Here is a 25,137-nt window from a genome sequence, read left to right as displayed (position 1 = left end):
TCCTTACGCAAGAACATTCAAATACTGAATATCTGGATCTTCCGGTCCGGTCACATTGCATCCCTTTGTTTTGGCATATTCGATATAATCCAAAATTTCCGGCGTGATGCGTTCGCCCGGTGCAACAATCGGAATGCCTGGCGGATAGCACATGACAAATTCACTGCACACACGACCTTCCGTTTCGCGCAGCGGCAGACTGCATTTTTCCGCATAAAACGCTTCCTGCGGGCTGGTCACAACCTGCGGATCAATGTATTCCTGACTGAGCAAGCCTGTGCCATCTGTCTGGAAGCGACGGCGGATTTCTGCCAAAGCACTGACCAGACGCTCCACTTCCTGTGCGCGGTCACCGATAGACAGATATGCCAGAATATTGCCAATGTCACCAAATTCAATTTGGATATCATATTCATCGCGCAAAATATCGTATACTTCAATGCCGGCAAGACCGATATCCAGCGTATGAACGCTGAGCTTTGTCGTATCAAAGTCAAAAATCGAATTTCCGTTGACAAGCTCCTTGCCGAACGCATAATATCCGCCAATGGCATTGATTTCTTCCCGTGCGTATTCTGCCATATCTGCAACCTGATGAAAAACTTTTCTGCCGCGCAGAGCAAGATTCCGGCGGGAAATATCCAAGCTGGACATGAGCAGATAACTGCCGGAGGTCGTCTGCGTCAGGTTAATAATCTGGCGCACATATCCCGCATGTACATTGGGACCGATCAGAAGCAGGCTGGACTGTGTCAAACTGCCGCCGCTCTTGTGCATGGAAACCGATGCCATATCTGCACCCGCCGCCATCGCAGAGACTGGCAGCCCGCCACCGAAATAGAAATGCGTGCCATGCGCTTCATCTGCCAGACATAGCATACCAGCTTCATGTGCCATTTTAACAATCGCGCGCAAATCGCTGCAAATGCCGTAATATGTCGGATTATTGACCAAAACGGCCACGGCATTCGGATGCTCCGCAATCGCCTTTGCGACCTGTTCGCGGCGCATGCCGAGGGAAATGCCCAATCGCTGATCCACTTCCGGATTGACATAAACGGGAATTGCACCGCACAGAACCATCGCATTGAGCACACTGCGATGCACATTTCGCGGCAGAATAATCTCATCGCCGCGCTTGCAGGCAGTCAAAATCATGCTTTGCACAGAGCTGGTCGTTCCGCCGACCATCAAGAACGCATGCGCCGCGCCAAAGGCATCCGCCGCCAGCTCTTCCGCTTCTCGAATGACGGAGACTGGATGGCACAGATTGTCTAGTGGCTTCATGCTGTTGACATCCACGCCGACGCACTGTTGTCCCAAAAATTCCGTCAATTCCGGATTGCCGCGGCCGCGTTTGTGGCCTGGCACATCAAAGGGAACCACGCGCATCTGGCGAAAATTTTCCAGTGCTTCATGGATTGGCGCACGGCTTTGGTCGCGCGTAAAATGATTTCCGTTCATATTTCCTCCGTTCTGGCTCCGACAACAACAAAAAACGCAGGTTTGCACAATTTGCAAACCTGCGTGTCATTCCGATTTTCTTGCTGTCAAAAGTTCGGCACACTGCCGCCGCGGCAAGGAAAAGTGAATATGGATGTCTTTTGAGAGTCTATATAGCAATTATTACTTTTACTACTCTTATTGACCGTTTCACAAGTCTGCGCTTTCTGCGCAATTCTGGTTATAAAGGAACCAACTTATAAAATTTGAGCTTCTAACTCAATCAATAAGGCAACCAAAGTTACCAATTCGGCAGTGAACCCGGCTGTCCGTATGGCCTTAACTCCCGGTTGGAGTGGTTCAAAAACAATTGCTTTGAAAAGACTTGTAAACCATATTTTGCCTTTCAAAACTATAATTATGGTATCACAAGGTAATATTCGTTGTCAAGAATTTTTTCAATCATTTTACAAACGCGGGTATCCGCCGCCGTATTTTGCATTCCTGCGCTGCCATGCGGACAGGAGGACGCAGAGTGCAAGCTGTATCCCAATATGAATCACCCAATAGTCAAGCAAAAATCCATCTATCATGCGATTGGGGCGAAACAGCAGCGGAACAACGCTCTCCGCCAAAGGCATAGAAACGCCGATATATGCCAGTCCAATGCCCATATTGACGGTCGGAGAGCCAAATACATACAGCGCAGCCGCAAAAAGCGTTCCCACACACGCAAGCTGAAAAATCAAAATTCCAACAATGTACTGAAAATGCGGCAATGCCAGATAGGTCCAGATATAGAGCGGAACATAGACAAGCTGCTGTATGCCCATCAACAGCAAGGACGCCGAAGAAACCGGATGCCGATATGCCTGCATACTTTCTTTTGTACCGGATTAATAGACCGGCAGGAAAAATTGAAACAGCGACCACAGCAGCAGCAACGGCAAAAACAGCCGAGGTATTATTTGTTTTTATCTATTTTATAGCAACATGTTTTGTTTTTATTTGTCAATAACTATTTCCCATTTTGTGCACTTGACATTTTTTATCTGATGCGATATGGTATACATACAGATTACGGACCGCAAGGGATAACGACTGTACATGATTTTTCATGCTGTCGTTATCCCTTTTTTCGTTTTGGAGGCATTCTATGTATTTGATGATTGATAACTATGATTCGTTTGTATATAATCTAAAAGCCTATTTTGAAGAACTGGGCAGAAATATTCGTGTCAAACGCTGCGATGAGCTGACCCTTGCCGATATCGAGCACATGGAGCTGGAAGGAATCATTCTCTCCCCGGGGCCAAAACGCCCGCAGGATGCCGCGCTGTGTATGCAAGTCGTTCAGAGATTTGGCGGGAAAATTCCGATTCTCGGTGTGTGTCTGGGGCATCAGGTGCTCGGCATCTGCGCGGGTGCCCATGTAGAGAAAGGCGCTGTTCCCATGCACGGGCAAGTGACCAAATTATATCATCACGGCACCGGATTATTTGCCGGACTTCCCTCCTGTTTTGATGTCACGCGCTATCATTCCTTGGTTATTCGGAAAGAGACGCTTCCGGCAGACTATCAAATAGATGCCTATTCCGATGACGGTGAAATTATGGCGATTTCCCATAAAACACTGCCGATTTACGGCGTACAGTTTCATCCGGAGGCTGTCATGACGCAATATGGAAAAGATATTTTGCGAACATTTTGTCAGATTGCAGAGAGGAGACCCGCCAGATGCGCATCATAAAACAACTCACACCCTACATTCCGGCAGCGCAGATTTTTTCGCTGTTTGCCCACGAAAAGGATTGTGCCTTTCTCGATTCTTCTCTTGTGAATCAGCTCGGGCGCTATTCGATTCTTGGATTATATCCGTACTTGCAGTTAAAGAAAACGACTGACGCGTTTACAGTAAACGGCAAACCGGAAACGCGTCAGTCATTTGAAGAGTATTTGGACGCGTATTTGGAAGCACATCGGGAAGAAAATACGACGGATTTGCCGCTTGTTTCTGGTGCTATCGGATATTTTTCTTATGACTACGGCAGAAAATTGCAACAAATCCCCTCACAGCAACAGAAAACCGTTGCTGTGCCGGATGCCGTTCTCACGTTTTATGATGTTTTTCTCATCGAGGACTGCTGGAACAAGCAAACGTTTCTTGTTGCAAACGGCAAAACGCAGCCGGCACAACAGCTTACGGAAACAATTCTGGCTATTATATATGAATCAAAAACCAAATGCTCCGATTCTCCTGCGGCAGAGAAGCATTGCTTATCCGTTCGTGCCGATTTTGAACAGGCGGAGTATGAGCAAGCGGTGCGCCGCATGATGGACTACATGGTTGCCGGAGATATTTATGTGGCCAATATGACACAGCAATTTGAAATACACAGTACAAAATCACCTGTCGATGTGTTTTTATCCCTGCGAAAAAATAATCCCTCCCCGTTTGGCGCATATATGAATTGCGAAGATTTCCAAATCATCAGCGCATCGCCGGAACGGTTTGTGCATATCCGGAACGGCATCAGCGAAACCCGCCCGATTAAAGGGACGCGAAAACGCGGCACAAACGCAGCAGAAGATCAATTGCTCCGGCAAGAGCTGCAGCAATCAAAGAAAGATCGCAGCGAATTGCTTATGATTGTTGATTTGGAACGCAATGATCTCAATCGCATTTGCTTGCCGGGCAGTGTGGTTGTTCCGGAGATGTTTGCAATTGAAGCGTATGCAACGGTATTTCATCTTGTCTCCACGGTTCGCGGGCAAGTAAATCCAAACGCTTCCTTTTCCGATATATTGCGCGCAGTATTCCCCGGCGGTTCTATCACCGGTGCGCCCAAATATCGTGCAATGGAAATCATTGACGAATTGGAGCGCTGCAATCGGAATATTTACACGGGAACGCTTGGCTATCTTTCCCTCGATGGAAATTGTGACTGGAATATTATCATTCGCACCGCTTTGCATACAAACCACACCTATTATCTTGGCGTTGGCGGTGGAATCACGGCGCAATCCGATCCGGCATTCGAATATGAGGAAACACTGCAAAAAGCACGCGCTATGTTAGATGCTTTGCAATAAGGAGAATTTTTTATGGAAATTTTATTAGATGACGGGTTTTCTTTTGGACTTGGCGCATTTGAAACCATTGCTGTGGAGCACGGAACGCCTATCTTCTTGGAGCAGCATTTGCAGCGCCTGCGCACAGCGGCCGTATTTTTGCAGATTGATTTTTCAGCCGCCGGCATCACGCAGCAGACTGTCCACGACTACCTAGAAAACCAACAGGAAGATTTGTCACATTGTGCATTAAAAGTCGTTCTCACGCCGCGGAATACACTCTTTCGGCTGCGCAAAAATCCATATACACAGCAGTCCTATCAGCACGGGTTTTCTGTTGATATCAGCTCCGTTCGCAGAAACGATACCTCTCCACTTATAAAGTATAAAACGCTAAATTACGGAGACTGCATCATAGAAAAACGGGCTGCTGCGGCGGCAGGAAAACAGGAACGAATCTTTTTGAACACGAAAGGTCAAATCTGCGAGGGAACCGTCAGCAATATCTTTTTTGCACGAGAAGGAAAAATCGTGACTCCTCCGCTCTCGTGCGGAATGCTTCCCGGTATCCTGCGAGGATTTGTTTGCGAAACAACCGATGTGCGGGAACAAATTCTTTATCCGCAGGATATTACGACTTTTGACGAATGTTTTGTTACCAACTCTCTCATGGGCATCATGCCGGTGCATGATTTGGATGGCATCGTATTTTCCAGCCGCGCTGTAAGCACTGCGCTGCGTGAAAAATATCATGCCGCTTGTGTGCATCAGCAAACTGCGCTATACTGAAAGAAAAAGGCGGACTGATTTGCATGATGTACACTACACAATATATGTCTCCTCTGGGAAACATGCTGTTGGCAGCTGATGCCAATGGCTTAACCGGCGCTTGGTTTGAAGGACAAACGTATTTTGCCCGCTCCCTCGATGCGCAACACCAAGAACGAGAAACGTCTGTTTTGACCGATACAAAACGCTGGCTGGATATGTATTTTCGCGGGATGAAACCGGATTTTCTGCCGCCATTGCACCCGCTTGGCTCGGCGTTTCAGCAATCTGTCTGGGAGATGCTGTTGCAAATTCCATACGGACATACAACCACATACGGAGAAATTGCACGGCAACTTGCCAAAAAGCAAGGGATTTCCCGCATGTCTGCGCAGGCGGTCGGCGGTGCTGTCGGGCATAACCCGATTTCCATCCTTATCCCCTGTCATCGGGTTGTCGGCACAAGCGGTGCTGTCGGGCATAACCCGATTTCCATCCTTATCCCCTGTCATCGGGTTGTCGGCACAAACGGAAGTTTAACAGGATATGCAGGTGGAATCGAGAAAAAAATCCAGCTGTTAACGCTGGAAAAATGCGATATGCATTCGTTTACCATTCCAAAATGAAAAGAAGCTCTGACTGTCTATCATAAATCAGACGGTCAGAGTTTTGTTTTATTTGATTCTGTTTAACAGTTTTTATACCAATCCAGCACGGCTTGCAGATTTTCTATGCACACGCGATTGCCGCCATGCAGCATCATGTCCAGCATATCATCTTCTTCCGGCGTGCGGTTTTGCTTGTTCGAGAGACCTTTTCCGGCGAATTTGACCATCATTTGCATCATGAAGCGATACATACCATGCAGTTTTTCTATATCAAAATTTCCCTGCAAGGTAAACAGCGGGATTTGCTGCGGAATCGCATTCTTTTTGCGCACAACATCGACTTGTGTTCCCGTCTGTCCCATACCGACAGCACAAACCGCACAGATGCGATACCGTTTTGCAGCGTCCGCATAGCCCTTTACCGTGCTCGCCATAATCCAGCCCAGATATACAATCTCTGTGCCAGAGGAAAGCGTTCTTTTTGCTTCTGCCAACGAATATACCGGCAGCCCTGTTTCTTGCACCAGCAGCTTGGCGTATTGCTCTGTACTTCCCGCATTGGTCGTGTAAACAATCGCTTTCATGAATGTACCCTCCTTATGAGTAAGTAACCGTTCGGTTACCTATAGTATACTGGACTGATTTACACTTGTCAATGTATTGGCGCTCTTTCCAGTTACAAAATTTGCAATATAGATTTAGAAAAAAACAAGGCAACGCAAATCGCATTTGATTTGTGTTGCCTTGTGGTTAGTTACAGATGTAATGTAATCCAATCGAGCAAACCAGCTTCTTTGGCACTCCTATCTGCAATTGCAGCTTCTAATCCGGCACAATCGCGGATACCATCTATTCCGCCGACTATCTGAACAATTTTACTGTGGATAGCAATTACATCTTCTGCTGTGATCCATATCATTATTAAATCCTCTGCTCTTTTTTCGCGTATAATTAGCACTATAACTATGGCTAGAATCAGAATTGATACTTCATCATAATGATACGAGATAAACTTGCCGTTACCCTTGGCTGTCGCAAGATCATGTGCATTCGCCCTTGTACATTCGACTGTTCCATTATACGTGTCTTTTCCAGCTCTGTCAAACGCAGTACAGGTCGGATCGACTATAGTTCCGTTATTTGGTGTAAAAATGAAACAATCCTTGATTGATGGCAAATTTTAAATTTGACTTCACTTTAAGTTTTCAACACATTTTTACACAAAATTCGCCTTAAATCAAACACTCAGAGGATTTTCTTGAAAATTTTCACGTAAAAATTCACACTTAATTTTTCACGCCACGTTGCAAATCATACATAAATCTGATATGATTATAGAAACAGGAGGTAATTCGTATGATTATTACGATTGCAAGACAAAGCGGTTGCAGCGGCAAGCAAGTCGGTCAGCTTTTGGCTGAGCACTATCACATTCCGCTGTATGATAAAGACGCGTTGATTGATATGGCGCAGAAAACCGGACTGTACGAAAGCATTCCGAATTTCTTCAGCGAAACACCGGTCAACAGCCTGCTGTATTCGATCGCCGCAGGTTATGGCGAATATGATGCATTACAGGTTCCGGTTCATGCGCTGCAAAATCTGATTGGCGAGCAAGATTGCGTTGTCATTGGACGCTGCAGCAATTACGCTTTCCAGAATCGACCGGACAGCATCCGTATTTTTCTCTCTGCAGATCGCGATGTCCGTGTTCAAAACTTGGAAAATTGGAAGAAGATTTCCAAGCGGAAGGCGGAACGTTTGCTTGCGGATACCGATAACAATCGGAAGGAATTCCACAAGTATTACACCAATCAGATTTGGGGACAGGCGGAATATTACGACCTGTGCCTGAATATCAGCAGCTTGGGTGTGGAAGGCACTGCCCGTGTCATTGAAGCATATATTGCAGAGAAACATTTGGAAAAGTAACATGCGAAAAGTCCCGTTGTATGAACCGCGATAACTCATACAACGGGACTTGTATTTTGTATAAAAAGATTACATACTCAAATCCAATCCGGCGATAATGTTTTTCAGCGTATCTGCTGATTTTTTCAGGCTTGTATGCTCTTTTTCGCTCAGTTCGATTGGAATATGAGTCTCTACGCCTTCCGCGCTGAGAATTGTCGGCATGCTCAGGCAAACATCTTCTATGCCAAAATCTCCATGCATCACTGTCGAAATCGGCAGGATAGATTTCTCATCCCGAACAATGCATTCACAAATGCGGCGGACAGACATCGCAATGCCGTAATACGTCGCATGCTTCTTCGCAATAATATCATACGCACTGTTCTTGACCTTTTCTGCGATTTCCTGTTTATCCATATCCGGATGCATATGACCGCGCATCTCCAAGAAATCATCCAGCGGAACACCGGAAATATTGGTGCTGCTCCAAGCGGCAATCTCACTGTCTCCGTGCTCTCCGATGATAAACGAGTGAATATTGCGGCTGTCAACATTCAAATGCTGGCTCAGTGCATACTTTAGACGTGCGGTATCCAGAACCGTACCCGAACCAATGACGCGGCGCTCCGGCAGTCCGCTGAGCTTCTGTGCGACATACGTGAGAATGTCAACCGGATTCGAGACAATCAGCAGAATGCCTTCATAGTTCCGCTTGGCAATCTCCGGAATGATGCTCTTATAAATGGCAACATTTTTTTGAACCAGATCCAAACGGGTTTCGTTTGGCTTCTGATTTGCACCGGCTGTCACAATGATAATCGAGCAGTCGGCAATGTCATCATAATCACCAGCATAAATATCCATTTCGCCAGCAAACGGAATGCCATGTCCAATATCTTCTGCCTCGCCGACTGCCTTGTCGTGATTGGCGTCCAGCAAAACAAGTTCAGAAAACAGCTTGCTCTGCATCAAGGTAAATGCGGTTGCTGCACCAACGAATCCACAGCCGATAACCGCCGCTTTTTTCGGATTATTCTTCATACTGTGTTGCCTCCTTCGCACAGAAAGACTTCATGTCTCACAGTCTTTCCTGTCAATATTTATAGTATACCACATTTTTCGCACGTGATTGTTAAAAAAATAGCAATGATATGTAAATTTTTATAACAGAACAAAAATGTTTTTTTGTTCTGTTATATCTTGAGTCTATCGCCAAAATACAGTATAATAGAAGCATTATCATTGAGGAGTACAAGTATATGAATCACTACCACGAATCCCCGCAGGTTTTAAACGACTTTTTGTCCTATATACAGACGATCAAGGGTTCCTCTCCCAAGACGGTGAAAGAATATTATCTGGATCTCCGCATGTTCTTCCGCTATATCAAGCAAAAACGCGGCGAAGTTGATGATATTCCCTTTGATGAAATTCCAATCAAAGACATTGATATTGCATATATCAAGACCATTACCCTATCCGATGCCTACGATTTTTTGATGTATACCGTACAGGATCGCCCCAAACACATGAATTCCGACAACAGCGAAATTGGTTTGATGGCGGCATCGCGTGCGCGAAAGGTCTCCGCCCTGCGCTCTTTTTTTAAGTATCTCACTGACAAGGCGCATTTGCTCGACCACAATCCCATTCAAAATTTGGAATATCCGTCCGTCCGCCGTTCCCTGCCAAAATATCTGAGCATGGAAGAAAGTGTAGAACTGTTGGAATCGGTAGACGGTCCATTCAAAGAGCGGGATTATTGTATTTTGATGCTGTTTCTCAACTGCGGACTTCGTGTTTCGGAGTTATGTGGTCTCAATATCTCTGACATCAAAGAAAATCAAATTCGTGTGCTCGGCAAAGGCAACAAAGAACGTATGCTGTACTTAAATGACGCCTGCATTGATGCCATCAATGAATATTTGCCGCACAGACTGACACCAAACAACGACACCGGAAATGCCGGCGCACTGTTCATCAGCAAAAAGCGCAACCGCATTCGCAAAACATCGGTAGAAGCATTGGTCAAGAAATACATCGCCAAAGCCGGCTTAGACCCGTCCAAATATTCTGCACATAAGCTGCGCCACACCGCTGCGACCCTGATGTATAAGAACGGAACGGATATTCGCACGCTGCAGGATGTTTTGGGTCACGACAGCATCAACACGACCATGATTTACACACATATCAATGATGCCAATATGCGCGATGCCGCGCGAAACAACCCGCTTGCATCGTTTAAGCGCAAAAAATCAGAAGAATAAGATTTTGGTGAAAAAACTGCTTTAGCCATGGTTTAGACCGGCTAAAGCAGTTTTTTTGTCTTATTCCAGTGACACTGTCCGCAGCGCACACACAAACAGTTTTTACCTGCTGCGTTTCATTCGAACAAGTATCCAAGCGCCTGCGCCAATCAATGCGCCGCTCAGGAGCGTCAGCGGCAGCAGACCGCGCCCGCCGGCTGTCGGCAGCCACTTGAGTTGTTCATTCGTCACAGTCAAAACACAGCTGTTCTTTTCTTGATTCGGCTTGCCCAATAGCCAATCGGAGGTGTTGCCCTTGTTGCTTTCTGCATAAGAAATCTGGCCATCTGCCACACGAATGGTAACGGAATCGTTTCGTTTCTTATATCCGGAAGGCGCCTGCTTTTCCTTGATGGTATACTCTCCATCTGCCAAATCAGAGATGTTTACGGTTCCATCCGCACGAACGGTATACGTTCCATGCAGGTTGTCTCCGTTCCAGATTTCAAACACTGCTCCGGGAAGCGTCTCTCCCTGCGCATTGATCTTTTTCAAAATCAACTCCATGCGGAAACGATTTTGAATCTTTGCCACGGTCTCTTTCGTGCCTTGAACGGTCAGAGCTTCTCCGGCATTCTCATACGTCACGGTATACTGCGTACCATTCGCCAGAGTGCCTGTCGCTCCATTTTTTAACGGATTTCCCGCCTGATCCAACTCCAGAACACAAAACTGTCCGCCAACCGGCAGCTTTGTAAACACCGGCTTCTCTACAGAAGCACCATTGTTTCGGTAAGAAAGCACGCCGTCTTTGCTTGTAATCTCCAACGTTTGCAGCTTCTTTGCCTTGCTGTAATCATAGTTGCCGCCATTGTATTGATACAATGCAAACGAACAGGTCAGATTTGGAGTTTTACCATTTGGAATTGTCTGTCCATTGCTGAAAAGGAAGCTCTTATCCAGCGTGATAGAACCCTTTTGATTGTACATCGTATACGAGTAAATCGAGCTGAGATAGTACACATCCACACCTTGACTCGCCCATGTGTTCAGCTCCGCCGGATATGTTTCGTTTCCAACTGCTCCGACCTTTTTTGCTATGGCAATATACTTTGGCGTGGAATCCAGTACATATCCGTCCGGTGCTTTGGTTTCTTTCAAACAATAGACGGTATTGTATTCCAAGGTTTCATCCTTGCCAAACACGGCAAAGCCTGTATCATCTGTTTCCGCAGTATGCACTGCACTGGAAGACTCTGCTTTCCACTGCTGGTTTGCTGTGTCGTAAACCGCTTTCTGTACAGTAAATACAGCATGCGCCAACGTCTTGGTTGTGTTGTCTTTGTCCAGCTTTTCTACCTTGAGAACAGGGCTGTTCTGTGTAGATGCCGTGGATTCTACATGGTACTGAACAGTGGTGTTTTCAATCTTTGCAATATTGTTGTTGTGACCGAACCAATATGCCGCGTTATTGACGGAAATCGGCGTGTCCGGAGGCGCATTCAGCGTTGCCTTGTAGGTAATCGTATATTTTTGATTGTCCGGAATTGTCAATGTCATTTTTTCTCCAGTGCTGGTCGTTTCAATCTTCGGTGAAAGATTTGTGACGACAGCACCATTTTTGTCCGTAATCTGTATGGAGCTCGGATCAAAACGCAGCGGACTTTGCATTTCGTCTACCAAGGTAATGGTATCGGAATCCTTGAGCAAATCTTCGCTCAATGCATTGACTGTAATGGTAAACGGCAGTTTGCCGTCCACAATATCCGCTTTTGATTTGGAAATCGTAGCATGACCTACAGAAGCGACTGCGCTGCCTGTAGAAATCGTCTTGCCGGACTCATTTCGAACCGTCATGGTGTTGACAAGTTTTTTCGACTGATTATCCAAAAGCACTGCTTCGTCTGTCACCCTTGCAACAACCTGCACTTCCAGCGAACGCTTATCCTTATCTCCGCCTTTCTTCAGATTAGAGACCTGCATTCGGATTTGTCTTGTTTTCGCATTATAATACGAAATACACGTATATTTTACATTAGCATTGTCCAGATTTCCGGTCAATTCCATACGCTTCCAATCCGGATTGTTCTCTAATTCCGGAATTTCTTCTGTTCTCGGTGCGCTTTCATTGTTTCGAATGCTCGGATCAATCCAAAAATAGCGAACATAGGTCAGATCGACACCTTCCGGCAGCTGATCTTCTACCTGCACAGTTCCTTCCGTGACGCCAATATAGTTGAGCTTGACGCGCCAGTCAATATACGATCCGCCCTCTGTGATCTGATTTTTCAGGAGCTTTCTGTCGGTGTTGCCCAAGATGGAATTTTGTGTTGTCCACTGCGTGCCGTCAAAATTATACACACCGCCGGTTTCTTTGAAGTCATTGCCGGCGCCGGCAACCGTCATACTGGTATCGCCGTGCGATACAAAATCAGAAGAGGAACTGTCCTTCGTATACAGTTCATTCCAAAATGTACGTGCATCTCTATTGCCGATCGAAGAAGCAGGTCCTGTCCAGAAAACGATATACATGCGTTCTCCCTCTTTGAGGGAAATCGTTTTTCGCATCGTAAATTCTGCCCATTTATTTGCTGCATCCCAGCTGTAATCAGCATTTACCGGTACAGCTCCTTTGTTAAGCTCATTGCCGGACAGCTTTCGCATGGCAGAGTCACTTTTCACATCGCTGATGCTGCCGTAATATTCCGTAAAGCTTTTGCCATTCGGGATTTTTCCGACAAAGACACCGCCGTTTACCATACTTTCTCTGCGCATCCAATGCGTTTCGCCCTTTGAGGTGCTCGGCACATCGCGGAATACCGTGCCCTTTGGAATTTCATTGCCGCTTACTTCAATTACCCAATACAATTTACCGTTTTTAGCGTCACCCTTTGATGTTTTATTGATGTAATCATAATACCAACCGGATTTGGACGCTTCAAAGTTTTTTCCGCCCTCGATAACGGTAGATGTTGAGACATTTACGCCCGCAATGACCACATTTTCGCCGTTCGGGCCGATGCCTGTGCCGCTCAAGCCAAATGAATTGCCGGACGTTACCTGTGTGACATTATCGGTTCCTTCCGGTGTCGCATAGTATGTCAGCAGGTATGCGCCCTTTTCGTTTTGTCCCAAGTCTTTTGGAGAGAGCGTGAAGCTGCTGAGTCCGTGAATATCAATCCACTTTACACTGTCTGGGGTCTTTTTTTGCAGCTGGTTCGCAGCTTCTGTATCTGTGGACGGCTGCGTAGCTAGGCCTTCCTTATAATAAGCAATCTTTAGATATCCCGCGTACTTGAGGTAATAGTTTTTCAGTGCATCGTTGAAAATTGCGGAAGAAAGATCCCAATTGCCGTCCTCATTGACGACAACATGATACTCAAAGCTGCCTTTCGGCACAGAGAAGCTATGTGCGGCGGAGGAATCTACTTGGAGCTGTGTATTGTAAATCAGCTCGTTATCCGGCACCGTGATTTTCTTTTCATATGCCGTGGCACTGCTCTGGAGCTTTCTATTCCAGACCTTCTTGCCCAACGATTTTTCCTGACTGGAGCTTGCAAACTGGCTGTTTCCGCCGTTCACTGTATCGTCAGAGTATACAGCGGCAGTATTTTTGATTTTTATTTCGTTGTTTGTGCTGGTGAACATCTCCGGCTTCACATGCATTTTGTACGTCAAAACGCGTTCGCCGCCCGGTTCCACGTCACCGATGTACGCATCCATTCTCTGTTCGGTGTCAGAGTTGGTGATGTCCGGATTGCTCTTGTTGGTATGCTTATTCGCCGGAAAATCCATGCTCTTGCTCTCGTCTGCGGTATTTCCCTTGTACAGCTTGAAGCTGTCCAAAACATATTCAATATACGGATACAAAGAAGAATCTGTCGCTGCCAGATTATCATGAATTTTCAGATTTTTCAGCGTATAGGTATTGCTGCTGTCTGCTTTGACATAAATCTGATAGGTCAGCGTACCGCCGCCGGTTCCATCTGCCTGATAAGAGCCAAGCGTCTTTTTGATTTGTGCGTTTGTTTTAGGCGTAAATGCAGCGAATGCCGTGCCGTGCGGATAGGTCTTGGAATATGCACTTGCCTGATTGGTAATCGTGCCGCGGCTCTGTATGCCGATATATTCAGGCTTCAGCTTCACACGATACGTCAGCGTCCGCGTTTCGTGTGCATCCATGCCGCCGATATTCCACACCATGACGCCCGGATTTTGTGCGCTGGCTCCCGCCGGCTGCGGAATCGGATTGTCATTCGTCACAGCAGCACCCAGATATACCGTGCTTTGTTTGCTCGTATCAGTTTCATACGGGGTATGTGCCGTTGTTTCACCGGCTGCAACCTGCGTTTCTGTGCCGGTGACGCCGACATACGAATCTACATATGACTGATTGGCTGTGAATGTATCGACAACCTTTACCTCCGGCATCGCGTCATCTGTTGTTGTCGCCGTCAGTGTATAAATCAAATACGGTTCGCCGTTTTCTTCTATATAGGACGGCTCACTCTTGAAAATTTGAAGATTGCCTAGCCGCGCACTGCTGTCCGATTCAAAGTTCAGACGAATCGTTGTATTGCCGATGGGAACTTCCTGCGTCGGCTTCTTTTTAACTTCGTCCTGATTGGCGGAGGTATAGTAGGTAAAGTTGCCGCTGACCTTGATGTGTTCTCCTTCCTCTTTTTTGAGGAACTCCTCTGTAAATGTCAGATAAATCTGCTTTGTCTCTTTATCAACAGTAATATCACCGATTTTATTGCGTTCTGCATCATAAATCGTATTTGTTGCAACCGATGTGTCCTGAAATAGATCAGGAATCGTATAGCTGAGCGTTCTGTCATGCTGCAGCAGGTCATCGGCATCGACGTTATCATACGACACAATCACTTTCAATCTGGCATCTGCCGGAATATTGCTTGTGTTCTCGTCAATGGGAATCCACTCTTCTCCGTTTTGGTATGCCATGGATGCCGCTACAATGTGTGAGTCTATATTGATTCCGTTGCGGCTTGTCGGCTGGGCTGCCCGCGCAAACATATGCAGACACAGCACAGCGCAAAAGATGGTGAATAAAACCGTCCAATTTTTCTTATGCAATTTCATTTTCCACCTCTCGATTGATTATTTTTCTTGTGTACAGCGAACAGCAACACGCAAATTTCCTCGATATGTGCAGGTAAACAAGGTTAAATCCCAATCTTCGGAAACCATGCGTTCTCCGTCTGTCGGCTTTAATCGTTGGATTGCTTGCACCGTGTAACGATATTCTCGACCTGCTGTATCGGTAAAGCCGATGCGGCAGCCTTTTTTCAAGGTATACAGCTTGGCAAAATGCCGGACATAATTGTGCGCAGCAATCACCAGCTTGCCATCTGTCAGAGAACCGGAATATCTGCACGGTGCAATTTTCAACCGGTTGAAATCCCATGTGCTCAAAATCGGCAGTGTCAGGTTCAAATCCGGAATGGACAAATATCCCAGATATTGTTCTCCGTCAACCGTGACTGTTTCCGCCTCACCTTCTCCGTCTGCAATGGCTTGTTGTACACCGGTCAATGCAGTGTCTGTTGCTTGCTCGACCTGCTGTTCTTCCCGGATATTATGCGTTAGGAATACCAATGCCGCCAAGATACACAGACAACCAAGACGCACAAGCCATGCGCCGATTCGATGTTTCATATGCTTCTCATTCCTATAGCAATATTTTTTATTTGTTTCGATTGTTTTTCTTCATCTTCCAGCCAATCAGCATGAGCGCCAAGCCACTGCCCGCCAGCACTGGAATCGGCCATTGCAGGATGCCGGTATCCGGCAGATTTTTCTTCGGTTTTTTTGTCGGGGTGTCATCTTTTGGTTTGTCCTCCGGCTGTTTGGTGTGCTCCGGTTCACTTTTTGGATTTGCCGTCACATCGTATTGCCATGCTGTTTGATTTTCTGTCAATTCCGGAACAGAGACCAAAAACGGAGCACTGCAATATGTTTTTCCTTTGCTTTTCGTATCCGAACCAACCACCAAGTACAAACCTGCCCGCAGCTGTGATAACGTCACTGTGCCGTTTTTATCGGTATTTTTTTGCGCATCTGCGGAGATGGCATGGTTCTGCGTCCATGTGCGCAGCTGCTGCGCTGCCTTGCGCCAATCTATCGCAGCATCCTGTGTCAGCTGATTGACCGCCGCCTTGCTGCCCGTGTATTGCGGCAGAAGGGTAAAGCTTCCATACTGCGACACATCTGCCACGCGATACACAGCAAACGGCACGTTTGTTAATGGCTGTCCGCCATAGCTGCTTTTAATGGTCAGACTCCCTGTCTGTTCTGTATGTATCGTCTCGATTGCTGTCGCCGGACAAATCAGAAGAGCGGCTGTCAACAGACCGAGCAAAAACTTCTTCGATAACTTTCCAATTGTCAGAATCCTTCTCAATACATTCACGCTCCTGTTTCGCTTTGCGTTTTTTACGCCGTTTTCGCCAAAGTAAAATCAACCACAATAAAAACAAAAGAATTACTGCAAGCAAGACATATATTTTCCAGCCAAAGCTCGTCAGCACCTGCTGCGCAGGTGTCACTTCTTGTGCTTTCTCCGGCACGGTCGTGCGGCGTCCGCGCACAAGAAGCCGCTGGGTGTTCACGCCATATGGCGTACACGTAATCAAGGTTACATAATCGCCATCTTCCGGTGTTTGCAGTGCTTCTACATCGCTCGGATCAACCGTTTGAATTTGGTCTACCTCATAGGCGAGTGTATCATGAAGCACATGCAGATAAAACACATCACCCACTTTGACTTTATCCAAATTGGTGAGCAGCAATGCTGACGGCAAGCCGCGATGACCGGACAGAACACAATGTGTTCCCTTTCCGCCGACCGGCAGAGATGTGCCAAGCAAATGTCCCAAGCCTTGCTGCAAAACCTTTTCCGAAGTGCCATGATAAATGGGCAGACGCACACTGATTTTGGGAATTTCTATGTAGCCCATGATGCCGTCACCGGAGATATTGAGCAGAGACCAATACAAATCATCGGTGGGCAGCTCCTCCCCGCTAAACGAATCATATATCTGTTGACTGCATGTGGCGTTATAGTCCTGCGCCGCTTTGAGATAGGCGGAATAATCCTCCTCTGTCATTTGCTGCACGGTGTCTTGATAGTCATCCATCATGCTGTTCTGACGATGCTGATTCCAAATGTCGCTAAACACCGGATAGAACAGCGCGGCAATGCCCGCTCCAAATATGAGAATCGCAAAAATCATTCGAATGACTTTTTGTGCTTTCAATCCGTGTGACTCCTTCTTTGCATTCTCTTGATATGGACGGCTCTCTAAATTGCTTAGAGAGCTCTCCATATCATCAAATCACCGCAAGGAAAATCCCTCACGGCGATTTGATAGGTATGTATGGTTTAATTTTCCTTCTTTTTGCGGAAGAAGAGCAGATATGCGCCTGCTGCCATCAGAACAACGCCGCCGATGGACAGGAGCACCGTGCCGGTACCGCCCGTGGTCGGGAGATTCGGGGTGGAGAAGTTCTTGATTGTTGCAGAGAACTGATACATTAGATTCGAATCAGCACTAGAGCCTGCGTAAACTAAATTCTTATCAGCATCCTCTACAGCTTCCATATAAGTCTGTTCTTTCTTAGAGTCCAGTTTACCGGTATACTCGCCATTCTCATCAAATTGCGATGTCATTACAATTTTAAAACGACCTTTCGGCTTGGTGTAGCCCTTCGGCGTCTTAACTTCTTCCAGATAATAGGTGCCTGCGTCCAGACCGCGAATCTGGAAGTCAGCTTCAATCTTTGTTACGGCAGAAGTAGAAGAAGCCTCATTTCCTACCGCCGGACGATAGTATTCCGTTTTACCATTATCATCCGACACTTTCACAAACGAAAGAGGTGTGTCGCTTTTTTCCGTTGTATAAACGGAGAACTCTGCACCATGCAATGAGTCAGTCTTCTCACCCTTCACTTTGTTTAACTTCAGGTAGTAACTAAACACCTTGGTAGTTTCCTTATCGGTTGTATGATCAAACTTAGGGTTCGATGCGTTGGAATAGGTCAAACTTGCAACGTTTGTACCTTCATTCTTCCCATTCTTAACAGCTTCCGGTTTTACAATAGCTTCATAGTAAACATATACTGTTCTCAACTGTGTAGCATCCTTCATGATCTTCTCATAATCCAATTCAAACTTCAGATCCTGCTTGCCAGTCTCGGTATTGTATTTTCCGGCAATATCTGTTGTGTTTTTAATTGCGTCGTCTATTGTCGTCGGATTGCCAATAACACCTTTAGCATCTAATTCAGGTTTTTCTGCATAAACCTTTGCAGAATTTGGCTTATACTCCAAATTGGTCAGCGTATCGTTTACCGTCAGATTCAGCTTTGTGCCATCCGTATATTTCGGAATATTAACCTGGACATAGAATCGAACGGTCTCGCCAACACCGGCAGCTGCGGTTTCTTTCCAAGTTGCTTCTTCGCTGCCCTTTGTTGCATTGGTCTTTTTGTCAATGTTCGGGCCAGTTTCGTCCTTGGCACTGACTTTATACGACTTGTCCGTCTCAGCTGTCAAAGGATCGCTATTTTTGCCGGCATAAACAACCAGATCATTGCCGTCCATTTTGACAAAAGCGGAAAGTGGCATGTAAATACGGTTGTTTGTTGGAGACGTACTTGTGAGCAGCAGATAATAACCCGGCGTCAAACCTTCCAGTGAAGCTGTGTCGTTACTAGCTGCCTTACTATCAATTTTATCATTCGGCAGTGTGTACCCCGAGTTTTCCTCGTTACACTTAGCTGCATAGCTTGCCAGCAGCGTGTTTACGCCTGTGGCGTCCAAACCTGCCAGATATGCCTGTGCATCAGGTTTCTTTTTCTCGGTGTTAATGTACCTTTCGAAACTTTCATCAAATTCGTAGCCATTTCCGTTCGTATTATACCATACAAGCTTATACGCGGATACCGTATCGCCGTCGGCGACGTTGCTGACTTTCAGCGTGATCGTGTCGCTAGTCGTCGATGTGCTTGCCGGTGTTTTTTCATCTGCCAGCGCACAGATGGTTGTGCTGAGCAGCATGAACGCAGCAAGAAGCACCGCTCCCAGCCGTTTGAAAGTTTTCTTCATGTTTTTTCAAGTCCTTTCATGAAAATTTTTTATTAGATCAATGGGAAAACCCATAAATTTACAAGCGCCCTGTTCTTCTGTTATGTTTTTTACTTTTTCTACGGTATTTTTACAGAATTGACTACTATAAAAGTATACCACAAACGAGAAGCGTTATCACTTTCCGTTTCCCGTATTACCTTTCGGTTTTCCGAAAAATCGAAAGGGGAACTGCTTCTTAACCTGCGGCGGTTGTTCGTGCCAGAGTGTAACAGAGGGCGCAAAGCTGATAGACAAACCCACTGAACTGCATAAAAATACCCTGCCAGTCTTCACCAGCAGGGGCGCTTGCGTTGTTTACTTGTAGAGATCTTCCAGTGTTATCAGCTGCACTTCACCACGCTCCTGTGCCTGAAGAAGTCCATCCGTGAATCCGCCTTTCGAGAAAATATAATAATGATAGTTGTTGCCTTTTCCAAATACCGATGCGTAATCCCGCATCAAATCGAGTTCATCCACACCAACTTTTTCATTTCTGTACTTGCACGAACCGATGATATAGTCCTTACCCTCAACAGGTGTTCCGACAATATCAATCTGTATCTGCTTTTTCTTCTTTGGGTCTGTCCCCCACCACTGACCGATTTCGCTCAGTTCAATTGGGAGATTGTCTGAATAATAAAGCAGATAATCCTGACACATCTGCTCAAAAATCAGACCCATGTAATCCGGAAGGTACTGTTTTACAGCATGCGGATAGGTCTTTACGATTCTGCCCGAGTCAATGGCACTCATATTGACCGGAACAAACCGATACCAGAAACGGAAGAAATTATCAGCCAGTAAATAGATGGTTTTCTTGCCCGGTTTTTCTGTAATCGGCGTTTCCTTTTTGGCAATGCCAAGGTTGATCAGTGTTTTCAGATACTTCGATACGACTGAGTTCTCCTCGCCGACTTTCATCTTGATATCGTTCATTCGGGAAGCACCTTCTGCAATCGCTTTGATGATTGCATTATAAATGGCCGGCTCCCGAAGTTCCTGTTTCAGCAGATTTCCTGGCTCCTCATATAGATAGCTGGAACGGTCAAAGAAATTATCCAACAAGGCTTCATCCACACTGTCTCTCACATCCAACTTGTTGATATAGTGAGGAACTCCTCCCGTAATTCCATAAATCAGAGAGTTATCCTCTGCAGACAGGCTCGGATGGAATACAGCCGTTTCCTTATAGTCCAGCGATTCAATTTTGAACTGGCCTGTTCGTCTGCCATACAGCGGACTTTCTTTTCCAAGTACCTGACTCTCCATAAAACTCATAGATGAACCGCAAAGAATCAGGTACATTTTGGACTCTGTCCATTTGTGGTCGATGATGTGCTGCAGCATCGCCGAAATAGCTGGTTTTGCTTTCGCAAGATACGGATATTCGTCAATAACAAAGACAATCCTCTTTTCCTTTGAAAGTGCTGTCAGCTCATCCAAGGCTGCATCGTAGGACCTGAATTCCGGTGCAGACTCCATATCCGGCCGCTCATAACTCATAATCGACTTTGAGAGAGCTTCCAGATTTTCCTTTCCTGTCGTGTTCCATGCAGAAAAGAAAATGGTAGGCTTATCTTTGCAGAACTCATTGATCAGTGCCGTTTTACCAACACGCCGTCTGCCGTAGATGACAATGCACTCAAACTTATCATCTGCGTACCGTTTATTCAGTTTTCGCAGCTCCTCCTCACGGCAATAAAACCGACTCATCCGCTCGCCTCCAATTATTATACTCGTGAGTTAGTAACTCGTAAGTTACTTTCTTACGAGTATAATAAATCAAATAGCTTGCAAAGTCAAGTAGTATAAGTCGAACTACTGTAGCCCCGCTGCCAGAATACTTCCTTCACCAATATGGCAGCATCCGGCCGTAATGATCACATCGTCACCGATCCAAACATCATTTCCAATGACGAGTGAAGATATTTCTGTAAAGCCTTGAAGCCTCATTGGGATATCTGTCCTGTCGCTTTTGTGATTCTTGGTGAATATCTTCAAATCTCTGCCAATCATCACATCGTTTCCAAAAGCAGACGAGCCACAAAAAGAAAATGAACAACATCACCGGGCGAGTAAGGAAGCTCCGGATGTGCCTGAAGATTTACGCCCGAACCTGGCAACAGACACAGATGAGATTTCTTCGACATCATATGATGCTGCTCAAAAAAACGCACATTCTCCTCATTTTGAAAGAAAATGGTATCTGCCCCAGCAACTCCGTATTTATACAAACGGGTTGCCAGAAATTGCAGTTTTCCGGAGTTCTCAACGGGCGTCCCAAGACCGGTGATATTGGGAATATATTTAATGCCCAATACGCGACAGACAATCCCTGCGTATACGTTGGGCTTTATGTTGTTTGTAAGAACAACATCCGGCTTTATTGTTCTCAGTATCTGAAAAAACTTGCAAAGCAGTTTTAGATCTGCCAAAGGATTTGTGCTTCGTCTGCCTATCGGGATATCATACAACCTGCAACCAATCTGTTCCAACGCTTCTCTATGGGAGAGAAACTGACACAATACGGTTACCTGATGACCTTCTTCGACCAGTTTTGCAAGAACTTCCCGTCGAAGGTTATAGATGAATGTTGTGTCATTTGCAATGAGCGTGATTTTCAATGCCTGATTCCCTCCTATACTCTTCGAAATGGTTGAAAGTACGATTTTTACATCTGTCCAGAATCCGAATTCTTTCAGATACCGAACATCCCAGCGAACCTTTGGTATATGTCTGTCTGCACTTTGTCATATCAGCTCACCGCTAAAGGTCACTAATTCCTGCGCATATGCCGCATCTGTATGAAGGACAAGCCATTGATACGCCGCTTCCAGATTCACCGGCCTGTTTTCACAGTTATGTGCATCCGATGCAATTGCATCCACCCCGCCTTCCTGCAACATATATTTCGTAAATCTCCGCTCCCAATAGTTTCGAGGGTGCAGAATCGTATTTGCACCCGGTTCTGCATGAGATGTGGCCACGACTGTTTTAATGCCTTGGCGGTGAGCCTCCCGGAGCATAGAGAACATGGTTTCCCTTGAATTTGCGCCATCATCCATCCCCCATATCAAATGTTGGTGAATATCCGTCAATACTTGGTTCATTGTTTTTTCTCTTTGCTTGTGTAATAACGCTTGTTATAGTGACCAGCATAACGCTCGGAGCTGTAATAGTAATGCCGGTTACTCATGCTGTTGAACTTTACGCCATTGAGAACCGCCCCCAGCACTTTACATCCTGTCTGCTTGATGCTTTCAACCGCATCTTTAATTTCCTGCTGCTTACCCTTGCAGTAACCAACTACTAACAGGGCACCGTCACAGAATTTCGCCAGAGCAACTGCGTCCACCAGTATTCCTACAGGAGGTGTATCTATCAACACTACATCAAACTGTCCTGCAAGCTGCTCGATCAGATCACCCATAGCCTGAGTATCCAAAAGCTGAAGCGGATTAGGCGCTTCATGTCCAGCAGGAATCATGTATGTATTCGGCCAATCCGTCTGATAAACAGCTTCCTTCAGACTGCAAATGCCGGACAGATATTCTGACAGACCATAATGATTTTGTGTGCTGTATCTCAAACGATAGTCACTTTGAATCCCTGATGCCCGCAAATCCGCGTCTACCAAAACCGTCTTTTTTCCGAGCTGAGACAGTGTACACAGAAGATTCATGGCAATATAGGATTTTCCTTCTCCTGCGTAGCGGCTGGTAATCATGATCTTGCGAATATCCTTGCCACAGTAGGATAGATTGGTACAAAGGGTATTCATTGCCTCATGGCACACATAATCCAATGGCTGAAAGTTTGAGATTTCCAGGCAATTGCCGCTTCTCTCAGGCTTCTTTGCGGCCGTTTTCTTTTTCTCCGATGTAAACTTTCCTGCATGACGCTTATTTTTATTAGCAGGGAATACGGACAGTGTGGGAATACCGCCGTACTGCTGTATCGATTCCGGAGAACGAGGGCGGTTGTCCAACACAAACAGAATCGCAAGAATCGCCACCGCCAGCACGCCACCGCCAACAAAACCAATGACTGCACTTGCGCCATTACCGACACTGGGTTCCATGGCAACAGAAAAGTCGCTGGGTTCAACACCCTCCATGGTATTGGCGATGAATATTTTTGCGGCCTTGGCATAAGAATTGGCGATGTCCGCTGCCATTTTTGCATCTGGATGCGTAACCGTAATATAAAGAATACGGGTATCTTCCGGGTTGCTGATGGTCAGCATAGACTGCATTTGTTGATAGGAATAAAGAAGATCCAATTCCTCAGTCACCATTTTGTAAACTTCCCATGTTTTGAAAACTTCCTGATAGTCCAGTGTCAGCGCCGTTCCCAATTGCAGGTCTGCAATATTGACACCAGAACTGTCCTTGTTCACAATATAGAGCTTTGATGTTGCGCTGTAGGTCGTCACACTGTTTTCAGCAAGTATTCCGCAAATAACAGCACATACCAGCACAATCCAGAATCTTTCCAGAATGCGAAAAAACATTCCCACCAGATCGACGGTCTTAGACTCCATCCTGTTATTTTTATGTTCTTTACTCTCGCCAGACATCTGACCGGTTGCCTTAAGCGTTTGCAGGACAGTCGCCGTAACCGTGCTGATTATTTCTTGGTTCAGATTCTGTGTATCGGTTGTCTGGTTTTGCTGATTGGCGCATCTCTATGACCGACTTGAACGCATGCTTCCAAAAGCATGGTCTTTGTGCGGAAAATATCCTGTATATTTACCGCAAAGACCGCAAAACAGTCATTCAACGCACGGACGGCAAGCAATTTGCACTGTTCGTACCGGTACACAACGTTCTGTCTGCTTTGCCGGAAAGCGATTTTTTGAGCATCAGCAAGAGGACGGTCGTGTGCCGCAGCCAAATTGTAAATATCAGCAACGATGGCGTTTATACCATGTCGGATGGCCGCACTTTTCAGGGACGCAAGCGCGGCATGAGCAGCCATCGCCGTTTAAGTGCAGAAATAAGGCTGGCCGAAACGAAGCCTCATCCCTTGAGTATGCTGGAAAAATGCAGCCTTCTGGACGATATGCCACTGGCATTCTGCGTGATAGAGCTTATCTTTAACGAGGACGGCCGCGGCGTGGATTTTATTTTTCGCTACTGCAACGCGGAAATGGCGGTGGTGGAAGGCATTCCCATAGAAGAAATGCTGAACCGCTCTTTTTACAAGGTATTCCCCAATGGTGATAAAAAGTGGCTTGTAGCATATGCAGATGTGGCGTTAAACGGTACAAAGCACACCCTCCATGATTACAGTCCCGAGGTCGACAAGAATCTTATCATCCATTGCTATCAGCCTGAACCCGGCTATTGTGCCTGTGTGTTGCAAGTGGCGGAGCAATAAATCAGCGGAAAAAGCATCACGGTAATCGATGCGTACACGTTACTCACCGAAACATTTATGACAGCGTAGCCTTCGACTTATTTTTTGCCTACTGTCATACGGTAAAATCAAGGGCGTAGTTGTGAACAGCAGGCAAATTTATTTTTGAAAGCGTCTGAGACGGTAAAGGATTTATGTTCTTTGGCAAGTAATGCCTGCGTTTATACAAACTTGACGAACAGGGAGATTTCCGGCATCCGGAAATCTCCCTTTGCTCGTTGGGGATATCTTCCCCAAAACCCCTGATTGATCGAACGGTTCCCGTTCGGCTGCGCCCTGCGATGCAGTGCTATTTTTCCTGTTGATGCTCTCGTGCCTGCCGCTGCTCCTCGGAATCCGTGCGCAGGAGCAGCACTGTGTATCACACACAGCGAGGGCTTTTTTGAACTCCAGGAGTTCACTTTATTTTCGTCACAAACTATACACTTCCATCATGAGCCGAATTCCGACTTTCAGACCTTCCTCAAAAGCGGTCTTCTCCCATGCACAGCACACCGTTCCCTGTCGGTCC

Annotated in this window: 21 protein-coding genes; 7 read left to right on the top strand and 14 right to left on the bottom strand. The window is 46.1% G+C overall.

Translation table 11 applies throughout. The features are described 5' to 3' along the window. Nucleotides 1–3: 3 nt before the first annotated feature. Together KQI75_RS01590 and KQI75_RS01585 are read right to left on the bottom strand one after the other, a co-directional pair. Complete coding sequence (locus tag KQI75_RS01590; protein WP_216468933.1) at nucleotides 4–1,464, bottom strand: aminotransferase class I/II-fold pyridoxal phosphate-dependent enzyme; 1,461 nt, start codon at nucleotides 1,462–1,464, stop codon at nucleotides 4–6. Nucleotides 1,465–1,910: 446 nt separating this feature from the next. Then, nucleotides 1,911–2,321 carry a hypothetical protein gene (locus KQI75_RS01585; RefSeq protein ID WP_216468932.1) on the bottom strand — a complete coding sequence of 137 codons (411 nt, stop codon included), beginning with the start codon at nucleotides 2,319–2,321 and terminating at the stop codon, nucleotides 1,911–1,913. A gap of 278 nt (nucleotides 2,322–2,599) precedes the next feature. Here KQI75_RS01585 and KQI75_RS01580 point away from each other — a divergent pair, with 278 nt between their 5' ends. Genes KQI75_RS01580 through KQI75_RS01565 form a run of 4 tightly spaced genes read left to right on the top strand, consistent with a single transcriptional unit; the run spans nucleotide 2,600 to nucleotide 5,909 of the window. Further along, complete coding sequence (locus KQI75_RS01580) at nucleotides 2,600–3,193, top strand: anthranilate synthase component II (protein WP_216468931.1); 594 nt, start codon at nucleotides 2,600–2,602, stop codon at nucleotides 3,191–3,193. Further along, on the top strand, nucleotides 3,181–4,536 hold the full coding sequence (gene pabB, locus KQI75_RS01575) for an aminodeoxychorismate synthase component I (protein WP_216468930.1): 1,356 nt from the start codon (nucleotides 3,181–3,183) through the stop codon (nucleotides 4,534–4,536). Before KQI75_RS01580 ends, pabB begins: the two co-directional genes overlap by 13 nt. Before the next feature lie 12 nt (nucleotides 4,537–4,548). Further along, nucleotides 4,549–5,304, top strand: coding sequence for an aminotransferase class IV (locus KQI75_RS01570; RefSeq protein ID WP_216468929.1), 756 nt, complete (start codon nucleotides 4,549–4,551; stop codon nucleotides 5,302–5,304). Between the two features lie 23 nt (nucleotides 5,305–5,327). Beyond that, nucleotides 5,328–5,909 (top strand): methylated-DNA--[protein]-cysteine S-methyltransferase, encoded by a 582-nt coding sequence (locus tag KQI75_RS01565; protein ID WP_216468928.1) that lies wholly within the window; start codon nucleotides 5,328–5,330, stop codon nucleotides 5,907–5,909. 62 nt (nucleotides 5,910–5,971) lie between these two features. Here KQI75_RS01565 and KQI75_RS01560 read toward each other — a convergent pair whose 3' ends face one another. Then, nucleotides 5,972–6,475, bottom strand: coding sequence for a flavodoxin domain-containing protein (locus KQI75_RS01560; RefSeq protein WP_216468927.1), 504 nt, complete (start codon nucleotides 6,473–6,475; stop codon nucleotides 5,972–5,974). 170 nt (nucleotides 6,476–6,645) lie between these two features. Beyond that, nucleotides 6,646–7,068, bottom strand: a complete 423-nt coding sequence (locus tag KQI75_RS01555; RefSeq protein ID WP_216468926.1) for a Fic family protein — start codon at nucleotides 7,066–7,068, stop codon at nucleotides 6,646–6,648. 179 nt (nucleotides 7,069–7,247) lie between these two features. On the opposite strand from KQI75_RS01555, the gene KQI75_RS01550 reads away from it, so the two are divergent. Further along, a complete protein-coding gene (locus KQI75_RS01550; RefSeq protein ID WP_216468925.1) occupies nucleotides 7,248–7,823 on the top strand; it encodes a cytidylate kinase-like family protein in 576 nt (191 codons plus the stop codon). Nucleotides 7,824–7,892: 69 nt separating this feature from the next. On the opposite strand, the gene KQI75_RS01545 is transcribed toward KQI75_RS01550, so the two are convergent. Further along, entirely contained in the window at nucleotides 7,893–8,846 is a 954-nt protein-coding gene (locus KQI75_RS01545) for an L-lactate dehydrogenase (RefSeq protein ID WP_216468924.1), read from the bottom strand. 218 nt (nucleotides 8,847–9,064) lie between these two features. On the opposite strand from KQI75_RS01545, the gene KQI75_RS01540 reads away from it, so the two are divergent. Further along, on the top strand, nucleotides 9,065–10,075 hold the full coding sequence (locus KQI75_RS01540; protein WP_216468923.1) for a tyrosine recombinase XerC: 1,011 nt from the start codon (nucleotides 9,065–9,067) through the stop codon (nucleotides 10,073–10,075). 102 nt (nucleotides 10,076–10,177) lie between these two features. Here KQI75_RS01540 and KQI75_RS01535 read toward each other — a convergent pair whose 3' ends face one another. The 9 genes from KQI75_RS01535 to KQI75_RS01490 form a co-directional block, all read right to left on the bottom strand. Continuing rightward, nucleotides 10,178–15,157 (bottom strand): SpaA isopeptide-forming pilin-related protein, encoded by a 4,980-nt coding sequence (locus tag KQI75_RS01535; RefSeq protein ID WP_216468922.1) that lies wholly within the window; start codon nucleotides 15,155–15,157, stop codon nucleotides 10,178–10,180. A gap of 18 nt (nucleotides 15,158–15,175) precedes the next feature. Next, a complete protein-coding gene (locus tag KQI75_RS01530) occupies nucleotides 15,176–15,733 on the bottom strand; it encodes a sortase (protein WP_216468921.1) in 558 nt (185 codons plus the stop codon). A gap of 28 nt (nucleotides 15,734–15,761) precedes the next feature. After that, nucleotides 15,762–16,313 (bottom strand): isopeptide-forming domain-containing protein, encoded by a 552-nt coding sequence (locus tag KQI75_RS01525; protein ID WP_330655449.1) that lies wholly within the window; start codon nucleotides 16,311–16,313, stop codon nucleotides 15,762–15,764. A gap of 31 nt (nucleotides 16,314–16,344) precedes the next feature. After that, nucleotides 16,345–17,334, bottom strand: coding sequence for a class C sortase (locus KQI75_RS01520; protein WP_246566300.1), 990 nt, complete (start codon nucleotides 17,332–17,334; stop codon nucleotides 16,345–16,347). Nucleotides 17,335–17,459: 125 nt separating this feature from the next. Beyond that, nucleotides 17,460–19,184, bottom strand: coding sequence for a SpaA isopeptide-forming pilin-related protein (locus KQI75_RS01515; protein WP_216469297.1), 1,725 nt, complete (start codon nucleotides 19,182–19,184; stop codon nucleotides 17,460–17,462). A gap of 336 nt (nucleotides 19,185–19,520) precedes the next feature. After that, a complete protein-coding gene (locus KQI75_RS01510; protein ID WP_216468919.1) occupies nucleotides 19,521–20,918 on the bottom strand; it encodes an ATP-binding protein in 1,398 nt (465 codons plus the stop codon). Nucleotides 20,919–21,220: 302 nt separating this feature from the next. Next, on the bottom strand, nucleotides 21,221–21,829 hold the full coding sequence (locus KQI75_RS01500; RefSeq protein ID WP_216468917.1) for a glycosyltransferase: 609 nt from the start codon (nucleotides 21,827–21,829) through the stop codon (nucleotides 21,221–21,223). Nucleotides 21,830–21,955: 126 nt separating this feature from the next. Further along, the gene (locus KQI75_RS01495) at nucleotides 21,956–22,315 is read right to left on the bottom strand and encodes a CpsB/CapC family capsule biosynthesis tyrosine phosphatase (RefSeq protein WP_216468916.1); all 360 of its coding nucleotides are present in this window, start codon (nucleotides 22,313–22,315) and stop codon (nucleotides 21,956–21,958) included. Further along, the gene (locus tag KQI75_RS01490) at nucleotides 22,312–23,784 is read right to left on the bottom strand and encodes a polysaccharide biosynthesis tyrosine autokinase (protein ID WP_216468915.1); all 1,473 of its coding nucleotides are present in this window, start codon (nucleotides 23,782–23,784) and stop codon (nucleotides 22,312–22,314) included. Before KQI75_RS01490 ends, KQI75_RS01495 begins: the two co-directional genes overlap by 4 nt. A gap of 110 nt (nucleotides 23,785–23,894) precedes the next feature. Here KQI75_RS01490 and KQI75_RS01485 point away from each other — a divergent pair, with 110 nt between their 5' ends. After that, nucleotides 23,895–24,587 carry a PAS domain-containing protein gene (locus tag KQI75_RS01485; RefSeq protein ID WP_216468914.1) on the top strand — a complete coding sequence of 231 codons (693 nt, stop codon included), beginning with the start codon at nucleotides 23,895–23,897 and terminating at the stop codon, nucleotides 24,585–24,587. The last annotated feature ends 550 nt before the right edge of the window (nucleotides 24,588–25,137 follow it).

Source organism: Butyricicoccus intestinisimiae (assembly GCF_018918345.1).
GTDB lineage: Bacteria > Bacillota > Clostridia > Oscillospirales > Butyricicoccaceae > Butyricicoccus_A > Butyricicoccus_A intestinisimiae.
Note: the sequence above shows the minus strand (reverse complement) of the source record. Positions and strands in the feature narration are given on the sequence as shown.

Bases quoted from the DNA above. Each gene is read 5' to 3' on its own strand.
- KQI75_RS01590 (WP_216468933.1), bottom strand. From the start codon at position 1,464: ATGAACGGAAATCATTTTACGCGCGACCAAAGCCGTGCGCCAATCCAT.
- KQI75_RS01585 (WP_216468932.1), bottom strand. From the start codon at position 2,321: ATGCAGGCATATCGGCATCCGGTTTCTTCGGCGTCCTTGCTGTTGATG.
- KQI75_RS01580 (WP_216468931.1), top strand. From the start codon at position 2,600: ATGTATTTGATGATTGATAACTATGATTCGTTTGTATATAATCTAAAA.
- pabB (WP_216468930.1), top strand. From the start codon at position 3,181: ATGCGCATCATAAAACAACTCACACCCTACATTCCGGCAGCGCAGATT.
- KQI75_RS01570 (WP_216468929.1), top strand. From the start codon at position 4,549: ATGGAAATTTTATTAGATGACGGGTTTTCTTTTGGACTTGGCGCATTT.
- KQI75_RS01565 (WP_216468928.1), top strand. From the start codon at position 5,328: ATGATGTACACTACACAATATATGTCTCCTCTGGGAAACATGCTGTTG.
- KQI75_RS01560 (WP_216468927.1), bottom strand. From the start codon at position 6,475: ATGAAAGCGATTGTTTACACGACCAATGCGGGAAGTACAGAGCAATAC.
- KQI75_RS01550 (WP_216468925.1), top strand. From the start codon at position 7,248: ATGATTATTACGATTGCAAGACAAAGCGGTTGCAGCGGCAAGCAAGTC.
- KQI75_RS01545 (WP_216468924.1), bottom strand. From the start codon at position 8,846: ATGAAGAATAATCCGAAAAAAGCGGCGGTTATCGGCTGTGGATTCGTT.
- KQI75_RS01540 (WP_216468923.1), top strand. From the start codon at position 9,065: ATGAATCACTACCACGAATCCCCGCAGGTTTTAAACGACTTTTTGTCC.
- KQI75_RS01535 (WP_216468922.1), bottom strand. From the start codon at position 15,157: ATGAAATTGCATAAGAAAAATTGGACGGTTTTATTCACCATCTTTTGC.
- KQI75_RS01530 (WP_216468921.1), bottom strand. From the start codon at position 15,733: ATGAAACATCGAATCGGCGCATGGCTTGTGCGTCTTGGTTGTCTGTGT.
- KQI75_RS01515 (WP_216469297.1), bottom strand. From the start codon at position 19,184: ATGAAGAAAACTTTCAAACGGCTGGGAGCGGTGCTTCTTGCTGCGTTC.
- KQI75_RS01510 (WP_216468919.1), bottom strand. From the start codon at position 20,918: ATGAGTCGGTTTTATTGCCGTGAGGAGGAGCTGCGAAAACTGAATAAA.
- KQI75_RS01495 (WP_216468916.1), bottom strand. From the start codon at position 22,315: ATGAACCAAGTATTGACGGATATTCACCAACATTTGATATGGGGGATG.
- KQI75_RS01490 (WP_216468915.1), bottom strand. From the start codon at position 23,784: ATGTCTGGCGAGAGTAAAGAACATAAAAATAACAGGATGGAGTCTAAG.
- KQI75_RS01485 (WP_216468914.1), top strand. From the start codon at position 23,895: ATGACCGACTTGAACGCATGCTTCCAAAAGCATGGTCTTTGTGCGGAA.